Below are 12,888 nucleotides of genomic sequence, written 5' to 3' on the forward strand. Positions count from 1 at the left end.
CTTATGGCAGCCATATTACATGCCTTGCAGCAAGAGTTGGAAGACCTGCCTGCACAAGAGCGGCGGATTGCAGAAGTCATATTAAGTTCACCTTCAGACATTCCAGGCTGGACGATTAACCATCTTGCACAGCAAAGCGGGACGAGCCCAGCGACGGTAACTCGTTTTTGCAAATCCTTTCATTTCAAAGGCTTTCCAGATTTCAAAATGAAACTAGCCGCCGAATTGTCGCATCCAACAGGAGAAACGGCATATCAGGATATTGTGGCAGGCAACTCATTGTCCAAAATAGTTGAGGCTATTGAAGCGAATCATCTAGCTTCCATTGCAGATACGACCCGATTGTTGGATCTGGAGCGGGTGGGCAAAGCTATTGAGCTATTGTGCGCTGCACGTCGAATTGATCTCTACGGTGTTGCTACATCATCCATTGTGACCCAGGATTTCTATCAGAAACTGATTCGGATCGGGAAGAGCTGTACCGCCTTCTCAGATTCCCATATGCAGATCACCTCCGCCTCTTCGTTAGGAGAGGGAGATGTCGCAGTAGCTGTATCGTATTCGGGCGAAACCCCAGAGACGATTGATGCACTGCATTGTGCCAAACAGGCCGGAGCCGCAACGATTTCGTTGACGTCCTACAGTAATAATAAACTGGCTACGGTGTCCGATATTCCGCTGTTTACTTCTTCACTCGAAAAGGGGATGCGAAGAGGCGATATGGCTTCACGAATTGCCTTATTACATGTCATCGACATTTTGTTCACAGGCATGGTGAGTTCCGATTTTGACCAATTTATTCCGAAACTTGAGCAATCGTATCACAGTGTACAGTCCTATCGGGTTCATAACAACGGAGGTGCTTAACGAGATGAACATACGTATTTTTGAACATGAAGAAGATTTAAACGTTACAGGTGCCGGGATTATTACGAGTCTGCTACAGACGAAACCACGAGCTGTGTTAGGGCTTGCAACAGGCAGTTCTCCAGTGGGGATTTATAAACAGCTAATAGCGATGGTGCAAAAAGATCTGGTTAGCTTCGCACAGGCATCCTCCTTCAATCTCGATGAATATGTAGGTTTACCCGCTGAGCATAGCGAAAGTTATCGCAGCTTCATGAATGAACAGCTGTTCCATCATATCGATATTGATCTGGATAAGACGTATATCCCCGATGGTAACGCGCCGGATTTAGCTCAGGAGTGCGAAGCCTATGAACAACGACTTGAGGATCGTGGTCCAGTTGATCTGCAAATTCTCGGCATCGGACATAATGGTCATATTGGATTCAATGAGCCTGGCACAGAGCTGACGGGTCGTACACATGTTGTGGCGTTGAAGGAAGAGACGAGAAAAGCGAATGCTCGCTTTTTTGACAGCCTAGATCAGGTTCCAACGCAGGCGATTACCATGGGAGTTGGTACGATACTGAAAGCCAAACAGATTCTGCTGATTGCTCGCGGTGAGGAGAAAGCTGAGATTATTCGACAGGCATTTATGGGGCCAATTACTACTGAGTGCCCAGCCTCGCTACTGCAATGTCACCCCAATGTGGTTGTGCTGTTAGATCGCGCTGCAGGTAGATGGGTGAAATGATAGGAAATTTAGCAAGAATAAATATAGAAGATTCAGATGGATCGTTAAAGTTAATATCTACTTATCAAATTAAAGCAGTTTAATGAATTATAAATTTGATCCTGATAACATTTAAACATCATAGGTTCGGTTAGGAGGTTGGTTGAATGAGTACAGGCGATATACAAGAGCTTAAGGCTAGAGATACGGTATCCATTTTACGGGGGAAGCTTGTTCTTTCAGATCGTATGATAGACGATGGGATTTTGGCTTGGCGTGATGGGAAAATAGTATATGCAGGCTCGCCCGAAGGGCTGCCTGATTCAATTCGACGACAAGGATTATTTTTGCCTGTGCCTGAACATGGCATGATTGTGCCTGGATTTATCGATATCCATGTGCATGGCGGCAATGGTGATGACTTTATGGATGCTAGTCCAGAGGTGTTGGATACAATCACTGCATTCCATTGCACGCAAGGAACAACCGCGATGCTGGCAACTTCGATGACCGCACCAAAGGATAGATTGGATCAGGTGCTGTATGAGGTTCATACCTATCGATCCCAAACGATGCCTTTTGCACAACTCGAGGGTGTGCATCTAGAAGGGCCATTTTTCAGCCCTAAATGGCCTGGAGCGCAAAATCCAGAGCATATTGTAATGCCTAATGTATCGTGGCTAGAAGAATGGGAGCAACAATATCCTGGATTGATCCGGCAGGTTACATTGGCGCCAGAGCGTGAAGGTGCGTTAGAGCTAATTGCATGGCTGCGAAGTCAACGAATCACGGCTGCACTAGGGCATACAGATGCTAGTTATGATGAGGTACAACGTGCGGTAGAGGCGGGGTTGCATCATGCCGTACATACATTCAACGCTATGACGCCACTGCATCATCGGCTTCCCGGGGCTACTGGAGCCGTGCTCAGCGATCCACGCATTAGTGCAGAGGTCATTGCAGATGGAATTCATGTGCATCCAGCAGCCATTTCCATTGTGGCACAACTGAAACAACCCATAGATCAACTGGTGTTGATTACAGATGCCATGTCTGCTGCAGGTCTAGATGATGGTGAATACAAAATTGGTGATCTTCCGGTTATTGTTGAGCATGGTGTGGCACGCCTGAAGGATGGTGGCGCACTGGCGGGCAGCACGCTAACGATGGTGCGTGGCTTCCGTTATCTCGTGCAGGAGGTTGGCTTAAGTGTTACGGCTGCTTCACGAGCAGCCAGTCTGACGCCGGCTCGTCTGCTGGGTATTGATCACCGGACAGGCTCCTTCGCTCAGGGCAAGCAGGCAGATATCGTTTTGCTCAATGAAGAATTAGATATCGCAGGTGTTTGGGTGAAGGGACAGGAAATCGTCAAACCACTTGCCTGAATCATTACGGGGTTTCCACGAGTCATACAACGTAGCCACTCTGGAGATATACTACCGGAGAGGCACCGGACTGGATTATATGATAAAATAGATCTCAAAATAAGATGGGATCTACGGATTACGCATCACGTGGAGGCGTGATATATGGAACGCAATGCTATGCCTGAGCATGATCCTTTTATGACAGTGCTGGCAGAGAAGCTGCACATTCACGGATATTATGCTTTCTATGGCGAGCATTACAATGAGACCGATATGGAGCAATATCGTAAACAACTATTTACATCGTTCAGCAATATCGTATGGGTAGAGCTAGATGCGCGCAAAAAGTATATGATTGTGGATCATCGTGGACGCAACACGGTCATGAAATTGATTGAAGGTATGCTCAATACCCGGAGAACACTCAAGGCCAATCAAGCGATGGCAGGTACAGATACCTCAAAAGTACAGCAGGATATTACACACTTATCTCGGCTGGTACACATGTTGAAGTTCACCACGTTCCGCACATAGGGCAAACCGTGTGTAACCTCACGAAATGACATATCGTTGGAGAAACTGAGATGTTGAAGGATTCTATTCACGTTAATGCATAGGCGTTCAGACCTTCAATTTAATTCTTAATGACAACAGAGTTACTATATGCTCATTTAATGCTCGTTCTTACCAAAAGGAGTGCTGTCAAATTCATGACGGCACTCCTTTTAATGTTGTGTATTTTTATCGGAATGAGGTCACGAAACTACTGAACAATGTGCGGACATCATACTGATACTGATGAATAGGTTCAATCGGTCGATTTACTCCGAGTAGGGTGTACACAGCAATCCGTGCCGCCCGAACCGAATATTCTTCCGTGAACACCACGTCATCAGGAATCTCGCAGAATTGACTGATAAAGGCAAGATTGGTGGAGCCGTCAGGAACGACCTTTGGTCGATCACTGTTCAATCTGGGCATAAATTGCGCTGTAATGTAAGGCATCATACATGGGATACAGTTAGCAGTAGCCATAATGGCTTCTTGATGTTCCTGAAAATGAAGATGGCCGATGAGTTCCTGCATAATCTCTTCTCCCGTACAATCACACATGCGTTTGTTCACGTAGTCACCTACGTTATCGGGATATAAGCCGTAACCCCAGAATACGTTGACATGCTCCGGCTGCCCACGGAAGTGTGGCTGGAAGGCGAGCACGACGGACATAAACCAACTGGAATCTTTGAAGGTGACCAACGCGCCGGTACCTGCACGATTGCGCGTAAATTTCTCCATCAGATCGAAGAACACCGAATCTTGAAAGGTGACGGTAAACGATTCCCATTTGGACTCATCCACATGATCGTTAAAAGAAGAAGGGTTGCCTAGCAAAGGTTTCTTGGCGGCAATGTTCTCCCATAGCTTCCAAGAGCTACCCTTGCCGTTCAGTTTCGGAGCAGAAGACATGGAACCAATATCCGCTCCCTCGGTCATCGAACCGTTGGTGACAATGACCAGATCACCTTCATGAATGTCGATGAAATCTTTGTTACCATTCCGGCGTACATGCATCCGTTCCACTGTAATACCATCGCCTTCTTTGAAATCCAGATCGGTGACGGTGCATTTCAGGGTGAAATCTACGCCGAATGGTTCAAGGTGTTTTTGCAGAGGTAAGATGATGGAATCATATTGATTGTATGGAGTGCGTGTAACACCTTCGAGCGTTTGAATTCTAGGGAATTCGTGAAAGAAGCGGAGCATATATCGCTTGAATTCTACAGCACTGTGCCAAGGCTGGAACGCAAAGGTGGTAGCCCACATATACCAGAAGTTCGTTTGGAAAAAGTGAGGGCCAAACCAATCACTGATCCGTAATTTACCTAGTGTATCTTCAGGTGTGATAATCAGCTTGCCCATCGCCAGCCTGTCGGCCATATCAAAGCCCATGGAGAGCACATCTTCAACCTCGCCGTCACGGTTAATGAGCCGAGCGTTGGAGTGGGTGGGGTTAGCATTATCAAACTCGGTAATCTCTTGTCTGACCGACAAACCAGGACGATCGATAGAGGGAATGGAAGATAGTAGCTCCCAGAGATTTTCATAAGCCTCGTCGTTGAGCATTCGTCCACCGCGGATGATATATCCTTGATCGGGGTTACCAGCGCCGTCGTTACTTCCACCCAGAATGTTCATCTCTTCGATAATGTGAATGTGCTCTCCGGGGAAGTCGCAATCTCGGACAAGATAAGCTGCCCCTGCTAATGAGGCAATGCCGCCGCCTACAAAATAGACCTGTTTATTACCGTATTCGTTCTTCACAATGATTCGCCTCCATAAGGGTTCTGTAATCACATTCTTAATGTAAACTTTGCAGGTGAAGTAAGGTATGGTCAAAAGAATGGGAGTGTCTACTTTTTAGTCACTTTGGGGAAATTGTCTAAATTTTGAGTTACGCGATGCCATCATACATACAAGTGAGTTGAAAATAAGATATATAAGTAAGTGAGCGATAGACGAAATAAGCTGCGCATCCTTAGGTGGATGGCAGCTTATTCTCATATCTGTGTAATGCTCGTACCACGTTGCCTTCGATCAGCTCACTAAGCTTTTCAATGATCTGTTTTGGCGGCTCTGACATGTTGCCTCTCATCCACTGAATGATCAGCCCAGTAAACGCCAAGGTGTAGAAGTTAGTAACAAATTCCTTGTCTTCACTTCGCACCTGGATCCCGCAAGCGAGTTCATTCACAACGCCCATGATCAGATCATGCGTTACCTCATAGAGATATCCATCGAGGTGGGTGCGTCCAAGAGAATCCAGAGTATTGAAGCAGAACGCTTTATTATTTTCGATGTAACAAAAGATTTTATAGAATCCATCCGTCCATGTGCTGTAGCTTCGATACGCCGTTAGACTCTCCACCGCTTCGGTCTTATAGATCCACTCAAGCAGCGCATAAATATCCTGAAAATGATAATAAAAGGTTTGCCGGTTCACACCACAATCGTCAACCAGATGTTTGACTGTAATCTTGTTCAGCGGTATATGCTCCATCAGTGATTTAAGCGAGCGAGCCAGCGCTTTTTTGGTTAGGTGAGAAGCAGACATATCATTTCACCTCTTCGTAAGGATTAGTTTCATTATCAGTCAAACATGCAGCAGACTCCATGACCAAAAACACAAAAAAAGCAAAACATAAATCAAAAGGAGGTACAAAGCAGGCACGAGAAAGGAACAGAATCCAAAAACCAAAACTAAGATCCAAACAAGATCAGGAACAAGGAAACAGAACCCATAAGCAGAATTCAAGAATTAAAACCGATAAGAATAAAACAAAAAAATTAAAAGAAAATAAATCCCAGCTCCCAACCCTCTAAAACCAAAAAAAATAACTCTAAAACCCGAAACCCGAAACCCGAAACCCCAAACCCCAAACCCCAAACCCCAAACCCCAAACCCCAAAACTAAAAACAAAAAATACTTCAGATCAAAAAAGCAAACGACCCGAAGGCCGTTTGCTTATAATTCCTTTACCCTACTCCACTAAAAGGTGGGGCTCTTATCTTAAAATCAGTTCATTGGTGCAGCAACGTAGTGGAGGGGACGAAATCGATTCTGGAGAAGCGGAGCGTTCGCCTTTATCCCCGTGATTTCTCCCTTTAGAAAAGGGAATTGAAGAAATCTGGGGATAACAGCGATCGTAAGAACGATTCGTCACCGGAACGTCTACGATGCACGCCCTCAGTGATCTGCTTTTAACTAACGAGCTACAAACTTTTCAAAAATTGAACAATCGTAAGCAACCCTTTATCGAAGTTCTCCAGGTTGAAGTGTTCATTTGGTGCATGCAGATTTTCATCAGGCAAGCCGAAGCCCATCATGACAGCCGGAACTTCAAGTACACGTGAGAGTTTCTCAACAATCGGAATGGAACCGCCATCTTTGGTGAAGAGGGCACGCACGCCATATACTTGCTCATAGGCATCTGCTGCTTTTTGCAGAATAGGGTTGGATGGATCTGTATTGAATGCAAAAGCTTTCTCAATCTGTTTCACCTGCAGTGTTGCACCTGGTTGAACGTGAGCACGGAGATGTGCTTCGATACGATCCAATACTTGCTGTGGATCTTGATCGGCCACAAGGCGGCATGTAATTTTGGCATGAGCCTCTTTAGGAATAACGGTTTTGGTACCTTCACCTTGGAATCCACCCCATACACCATTCAGCTCGAGGGTTGGACGTGCTCCAACACGCTCCACGAAGGAGTAACCTTCTTCACCATACAACTGCTCCAGACCAAGATCCTGACGAAGCTGTTCTTCGTTGAAGCCTTGCTTCACGAATTCTTCTCTCATCTCAGGGGACAGAGGCAGAACGCCATCGTAGAAGCCATCTACACTAACGCGTCCTTGTTTGTCATGCAATGAAGCGAGCAGGGAAACGAGCGCATGCAGTGCATTTGGAACACCTCCACCAAACGAACCTGAATGCAGATCCGTGTTAGCAGTGAACAGATCCACATGAAGCGAGCAGAGACCACGCAGACCTGTAGAGATTGCAGGCTTGCCTTTTTCGAGCAAGGAAGTGTCGGAGATGAGAACCATGTCAGCACGCAGCTTGTCCGTATTGTCATTGAGGTAGATTGGCAGGTTTGGACTGGAAATCTCTTCTTCCCCTTCGATGCAGAACTTCACGTTAACGGGAAGTTCGTTGTTCTCTGCCAGCAAAGCTTCTACGGCTTTAATATGTAAGAAAATTTGTCCTTTATCATCCGTTGCTCCGCGAGCATACAACTTCCCGTCACGTACGGTAGGCTCGAATGGAGGTGTGTCCCACAGGTTAAGTGGATCAACAGGTTGTACATCATAGTGACCATAGATCAATGCGGTTGGTTTGCCAGGTGCATGCAAATGGTCGGCATACACAATCGGGTGTCCTGCTGTTTGAATAACCTCAACATTCTCCATGCCTGCACGCGTAAGTGCATCTGCTGCCCACTGTGCTGCACGGTTAATGTCCTCTTTATGTTCCGAAATGGCTGAGATACTTGGAATGGATAACCATTCATTCAGTTCGGCCAAGTGTTTATCTCTGTTTTGTTGAAAATACGTTTGTTCTTTCATTATTAATAAACCTCCTTCATGTTCTGCTTCATCCTATTGTAATCCATTTTTACGGGTTAATAAAACATTGGTTAAAAAACGTTACATTAAATCTCGTTTCATTCACTGGGAAATATTGAGTATAATATAAAAAAAAGATGTCATTCACAGATCATACAAACCACTCAGTAGGGAGATGGAGCAGTTCCCATGACAGACAAATTACTCACAAGCAGGCAGGTGACAGCTGATGGAGCCAACTAGTCGTGTACGGGACATGGGTCGTTTTTTTCGTTTGTCAGGAAGATGGACGAGGCGACAGAAGGGGCGTTTCTATCGAAACAGCCTGATGCTTATTTTGTTAATCGCGAGCATCCCCGGTTTGATTACAGGAATTGTGATGTATGGGTTGGTCGTGAATCAGATGGAGAAAGAATTCAATCAGATGCATCAGAACCAGATTGAGAACCGGGCGCGGAATGTAGATGATCAGCTTGCCTATTTGGAGATGACCTTATCGCACTGGGCTTTCGAACCCAGATTCGGCAATGCACTCCGGACGCTGGATTTTGTATATTTTTTCAAAGAAACACAAGAGATTGTAACGACATTGTACGTTCTTCAGGGCTCGCATCCGCTAATTCAATCTGCACAGCTATATTTGAGGGAACCGCAGCCGATCTTATTCAATCGGGAGTATAACGAACTGAAGGATGAGGCGCAGATTGAGGCATATGATCGATACCTGAGCATGGGCAATCATGTGTATTGGACAGATTGGGAATCTGGTCAACAGGAAATGAAGCAATCCCTGAACTCCAATCCCAGCTTGTTACATACAGGTGCAAGTGATGCTCTCGTTCTTGTACATAAAATTCCGGGAGAAAGTGTTAACCCGTTCGGTGCCCTAATCATCACACTGGATAACCAAAAGATCGCAAGTTTATTGAAAACGCTTACTCCATATGATGAAGGGCTAACTTTTCTAATGGATGCCGAAGGCAATACACTGATTACGGGTAATACTGACGTAGGCGCTAAGGATTCAGCCTTTGAACAGCAGCTCAAAGAAGCAGTCGCCCTGCACAAGGATCGTCATTCTTTTTTATTCAAATATGAGGATCAGACCTACTCCGTATCATCCGGCTCGTTAAGCCGAATCGATGCAGATTGGACGTACGTATCTGCAGCTCCATTGACCTCGGTTACTTCACCCGTCAAGCTGGTATCCAAAATTATAGTGATCGCGAGCATAGGCAGTCTAGTATTGGGGCTACTCCTGTCGTGGTTTGCTTCACGTCGAATTTATTCACCGGTTGCACGGATGGTTCATCTGTTGACGCCTGGAAGAAACGAAGCATCTACCGATGTGAAATTAGACGAATTCCAACTGTTGGAGCAGCACTGGAATGAACTGACTTCAGATCGTCTAACAGCTCACCGCCAGCTACAAGAACAACTGCCTCATCTGCGGGACAGCTTTGTATTACAACTAATACAAGGTCATCTATACGCATACAACGAGCAGGATCTACGCCGACGTATGACAAACCTTGGATTTGAGGTCGAAGGTCAGCAGTTTTTGTTATTGCAGATGTATTTTACAGGACATGTAACATTACGAGAACGGTTTGGTAGCCGGGACACAGGACTGATCACGTTTGCCGCAGTTAACATTATAGAAGAGGTTGCGAAGGGATATTTTAGCCAAATTAGTGTGATGAATTTCCACGATCTATCCTCGGCGATGTTAATTATGGCTCCAGAAGAGTATCCCTTGAAGCCACAAGCATTGTTGTGGGGAGAGGAACTGATGGAAGTGATTCACCGAACGCTGAAAATGCAGGTGACCGTAGTGGTCAGCCGCCCAGCCGTAACGTTGCAGGAATTACCGAGTTTATTCGTGGAGATGGAGCAAGCGGTCGTTTATCGAAGTGTGGAGGCGGGCAGCCAAATCCTTGATCTCAATGATGAGCAATGCTTCAATCAAACGGAAGGAGCAACCTATCCGCTTGGACTGGAACGCGACTTTATTCAAGCGCTGAGATTAGGGAAGCGGGATGAGGCAGAACGGGGAATGGAGCAATTTTTGACCGAGGTGACCCGAACCGATAGTACGGAATTTCAGGTACAGCAGATGATGCTTCAGTTATTGGGCAGTATTCAGCATGTCATGCTACAAACGGGCGTTATCCCCTACCAGCTGTTCGGCGGCTGTAACATGTATGAACGACTGTCGAGTATTCGTGAACCAGCACAGATGATGCAGTGGATGAAGGAGAAAGTGATTAGACCGTATATGCAAGAGATCGAGCTAAGATCTCAAGAACCGCTTAAGCAGGTGGTGGAGCGTACGATGCAGTACATTGATGACAACTACAGCAACGATATTTCGTTGGAAGCATGCGCTGATCTGGAACAGATGACGCCTTATGCTCTCAGCAAGGCATTTAAACAGATCTCAGGAATGAATTTTATTGACTATTTGACCCAGGTACGGATGGAGAACGCGAAAAAGTTATTACGTGAGACATCGATGAAAATTAATGATGTTGCAAGCGCAGTAGGATACCAGCATAGTTATTTTAATCGAATCTTCAAAAAACAAGAGGGTTCCACACCGAGCCAGTATCGGGATCAGTGGTTTACATCTTAATTGATTTTCAGAAGCTTCGTTAGCCGGGATTCCATATAAGAATTCCGGTTTTTTCGTGTTTTATAAAGGTGGCTGGAGTGCAAATACAAATAAAGAGAAGACGGCAAAAATGTGCAATCTTTTTCTCCAGAATGTTGCAAATCAAGAGCGCTATTGGCGCTATATCGGGCTTTGTACAGGTTTGGAAAGGGCTGTGCAAAAAATGAAGGTTGCCGGAAATAAGCACGCTGTATAGTCTGAGTATCAGATAAATTGATAACGCTTACATGAATGGGGGGAGAGGGCATGAACGGGAAGAATGGAAGTGCCGCTACAACAACGCAGGCGGACATTTCTAGTTACTCCGTAAAGCGGGAGTCCAACTGGAAGCGGCAGATCAAGCGAAATAAATGGTTATACGTACTTGTACTTCCCGGTTTTCTGTACTTTGTGATCTTTAAATACTTGCCCATGTGGGGAATCGTTATTGCCTTTCAGGATTATCAGCCTTTCCTAGGGATTCGCGATAGTGAATGGGTAGGGTTTGAGAACTTTACGACCTTTTTCTCGAATCCAGACTTTTTCCGATTGCTCAGGAATACGTTGCTTCTTGCCTTATACGATCTCATTTTCTTTTTCCCAGCACCGATCATCATTGCACTCCTATTAAATGAGATTCGAACAGCCTTTTTCAAAAGAACGATTCAGACGCTCGTCTATGTACCGCATTTTGTATCTATGGTGATTATCGCCAGTATCACTTATGTTTTTCTGACACCTCAGGGTGGAGTGCTGTATGAGCTAATTGCGATGATCACAGGTAAACCCATAGATGTCCTATCCAGCCCAGATACGTTCCGACCGCTGATCATTATTCAGATGATGTGGAAGGAGATGGGGTGGGGGACAATCATTTTCCTTGCAGCTCTTGCGGGAGTAGATACAGAGCAGTATGAAGCATCCATTGTGGATGGGGCAGGACGTTTACGCCGAATGTGGCATATTACCCTGCCAGCGATTCGTACCACGATTGTTATATTGCTCATTCTAAGACTCGGAAACTTTCTGGACACAGGATTCGAGCAGATTTATCTGATGACGAACTCACTTAACCGGGACGTAGCGGATGTGTTCGATACCTATGTATACACCGTGGGGATTACGCAAGGTGCGTTCAGCTACAGTACGGCCGTTGGACTCTTTAAGTCTGTTGTGGGGATTATATTGGTTCTTGGTAGTAATAAGCTAGCCAAAAAGTTTGGTCATCCCGGTATTTACTAATAGACCATAGGAGGTAACCGCTCATGAACAGTCGTCTGTACAACAGCCCTGCTGGCAGAGTATTTGATGTGCTCAACTACATCATGCTCGGCGTTCTGGGGTTACTAACCGTTCTTCCTTTCTTGTATATTATAGGGAATTCATTCGCGACCGAAGCTGAAATTACTGAACGCAGTTTTTTCCTTATTCCTAAGGTGTTCTCCCTTAGCGCGTATGAGTATATTTTTTCATCCTCCACGATGTTTCGAAGTATTGGTGTATCCATCTTCATTACCGTTGTAGGTACATTCGTTAACTTATTCTTCACGTTGACGATGGCGTACCCGCTGTCTCGCAGCGACTTCTGGGGACGAAATATGCTAATGAATATGGTTATTTTCTCCATGTTATTTGGCGGAGGCATGATCCCAACGTATCTCGTCATTCGTGGTCTTGGTTTGCTTGATTCCTACTGGTCTTTGATGCTTCCTGGCGCGATCAGCGCTTTTAACCTTATTGTTGTCAAAAACTTTTTTCAACAGATGCCGCCTGGGCTAGAGGAAGCGGCTCGCATCGACGGCTGTTCTGATCTTGGGGTGCTGTGGCGTATTGTGCTGCCATTGTCCAAACCGGTCATAGCTACATTTGCGTTATTCTACGCCGTAGGACATTGGAACAACTTTTTCTCGGCATTGCTCTACATTTCCGACAGTACCAAATGGCCGCTGCAAGTCATGTTACGGCAAATCGTACTGCTGTCGCAGGCCAGTGTTGGAGATATGGCAAACATGGATCCCAACTTTGTTAAACCACCGGAACAGTCTGTAAAAATGGCGGTCATCGTTGTGGGTACGATTCCGATCTTGCTGGTGTACCCGTTCTTGCAAAAGCATTTTGCCAAAGGTGTCATGCTCGGTTCAATTAAAGGCTAAAGCCAAGGG

Annotated in this window: 10 protein-coding genes; 7 read left to right on the plus strand and 3 right to left on the minus strand. The window is 45.6% G+C overall.

Annotated features, from left to right (window positions below; translation table 11 throughout):
- The first annotated feature begins 3 nt into the window (after positions 1–3).
- The 4 genes from J2T19_RS17765 (at position 4) to J2T19_RS17780 (ending at position 3,480) form a co-directional block, all read left to right on the plus strand.
- Complete coding sequence (locus J2T19_RS17765; protein ID WP_145049822.1) at positions 4–867, plus strand: MurR/RpiR family transcriptional regulator; 864 nt, start codon at positions 4–6, stop codon at positions 865–867.
- A gap of 4 nt (positions 868–871) precedes the next feature.
- Complete coding sequence (nagB, locus tag J2T19_RS17770) at positions 872–1,600, plus strand: glucosamine-6-phosphate deaminase (RefSeq protein ID WP_307218026.1); 729 nt, start codon at positions 872–874, stop codon at positions 1,598–1,600.
- Between the two features lie 146 nt (positions 1,601–1,746).
- Positions 1,747–2,964 carry an N-acetylglucosamine-6-phosphate deacetylase gene (gene nagA / locus J2T19_RS17775; protein WP_307218028.1) on the plus strand — a complete coding sequence of 406 codons (1,218 nt, stop codon included), beginning with the start codon at positions 1,747–1,749 and terminating at the stop codon, positions 2,962–2,964.
- A gap of 144 nt (positions 2,965–3,108) precedes the next feature.
- Positions 3,109–3,480, plus strand: coding sequence for a hypothetical protein (locus J2T19_RS17780; protein ID WP_307218030.1), 372 nt, complete (start codon positions 3,109–3,111; stop codon positions 3,478–3,480).
- Between the two features lie 207 nt (positions 3,481–3,687).
- Here J2T19_RS17780 and J2T19_RS17785 read toward each other — a convergent pair whose 3' ends face one another.
- The 3 genes from J2T19_RS17785 to J2T19_RS17795 all read right to left on the minus strand — a co-directional run bounded on the left by J2T19_RS17785 (position 3,688) and on the right by J2T19_RS17795 (position 8,073).
- Positions 3,688–5,268 carry an oleate hydratase gene (locus J2T19_RS17785; protein ID WP_307218032.1) on the minus strand — a complete coding sequence of 527 codons (1,581 nt, stop codon included), beginning with the start codon at positions 5,266–5,268 and terminating at the stop codon, positions 3,688–3,690.
- Between the two features lie 214 nt (positions 5,269–5,482).
- On the minus strand, positions 5,483–6,058 hold the full coding sequence (locus tag J2T19_RS17790; protein WP_307218034.1) for a TetR-like C-terminal domain-containing protein: 576 nt from the start codon (positions 6,056–6,058) through the stop codon (positions 5,483–5,485).
- Between the two features lie 659 nt (positions 6,059–6,717).
- Complete coding sequence (locus tag J2T19_RS17795; RefSeq protein ID WP_307218035.1) at positions 6,718–8,073, minus strand: dipeptidase; 1,356 nt, start codon at positions 8,071–8,073, stop codon at positions 6,718–6,720.
- Positions 8,074–8,302: 229 nt separating this feature from the next.
- Here J2T19_RS17795 and J2T19_RS17800 point away from each other — a divergent pair, with 229 nt between their 5' ends.
- The 3 genes from J2T19_RS17800 (at position 8,303) to J2T19_RS17810 (ending at position 12,879) form a co-directional block, all read left to right on the plus strand.
- Complete coding sequence (locus J2T19_RS17800) at positions 8,303–10,708, plus strand: AraC family transcriptional regulator (RefSeq protein WP_307218037.1); 2,406 nt, start codon at positions 8,303–8,305, stop codon at positions 10,706–10,708.
- Between the two features lie 285 nt (positions 10,709–10,993).
- Positions 10,994–11,968, plus strand: coding sequence for an ABC transporter permease (locus J2T19_RS17805; RefSeq protein ID WP_145049842.1), 975 nt, complete (start codon positions 10,994–10,996; stop codon positions 11,966–11,968).
- Between the two features lie 23 nt (positions 11,969–11,991).
- Entirely contained in the window at positions 11,992–12,879 is an 888-nt protein-coding gene (locus J2T19_RS17810) for a carbohydrate ABC transporter permease (RefSeq protein WP_056702765.1), read from the plus strand.
- Positions 12,880–12,888: the final 9 nt, after the last annotated feature.

The organism is Paenibacillus tundrae, assembly GCF_030812775.1.
Classification (GTDB): Bacteria; Bacillota; Bacilli; order Paenibacillales; family Paenibacillaceae; genus Paenibacillus; species Paenibacillus tundrae_A.

Excerpts from the sequence above, each read along its gene's own strand:
- J2T19_RS17790 (WP_307218034.1), bottom strand. The coding sequence starts at position 6,058 with ATGTCTGCTTCTCACCTAACCAAAAAAGCGCTGGCTCGCTCGCTTAAA.
- J2T19_RS17810 (WP_056702765.1), top strand. The coding sequence starts at position 11,992 with ATGAACAGTCGTCTGTACAACAGCCCTGCTGGCAGAGTATTTGATGTG.
- J2T19_RS17780 (WP_307218030.1), top strand. The coding sequence starts at position 3,109 with ATGGAACGCAATGCTATGCCTGAGCATGATCCTTTTATGACAGTGCTG.
- J2T19_RS17765 (WP_145049822.1), top strand. The coding sequence starts at position 4 with ATGGCAGCCATATTACATGCCTTGCAGCAAGAGTTGGAAGACCTGCCT.
- J2T19_RS17795 (WP_307218035.1), bottom strand. The coding sequence starts at position 8,073 with ATGAAAGAACAAACGTATTTTCAACAAAACAGAGATAAACACTTGGCC.
- J2T19_RS17805 (WP_145049842.1), top strand. The coding sequence starts at position 10,994 with ATGAACGGGAAGAATGGAAGTGCCGCTACAACAACGCAGGCGGACATT.
- nagA (WP_307218028.1), top strand. The coding sequence starts at position 1,747 with ATGAGTACAGGCGATATACAAGAGCTTAAGGCTAGAGATACGGTATCC.
- J2T19_RS17800 (WP_307218037.1), top strand. The coding sequence starts at position 8,303 with ATGGAGCCAACTAGTCGTGTACGGGACATGGGTCGTTTTTTTCGTTTG.
- nagB (WP_307218026.1), top strand. The coding sequence starts at position 872 with ATGAACATACGTATTTTTGAACATGAAGAAGATTTAAACGTTACAGGT.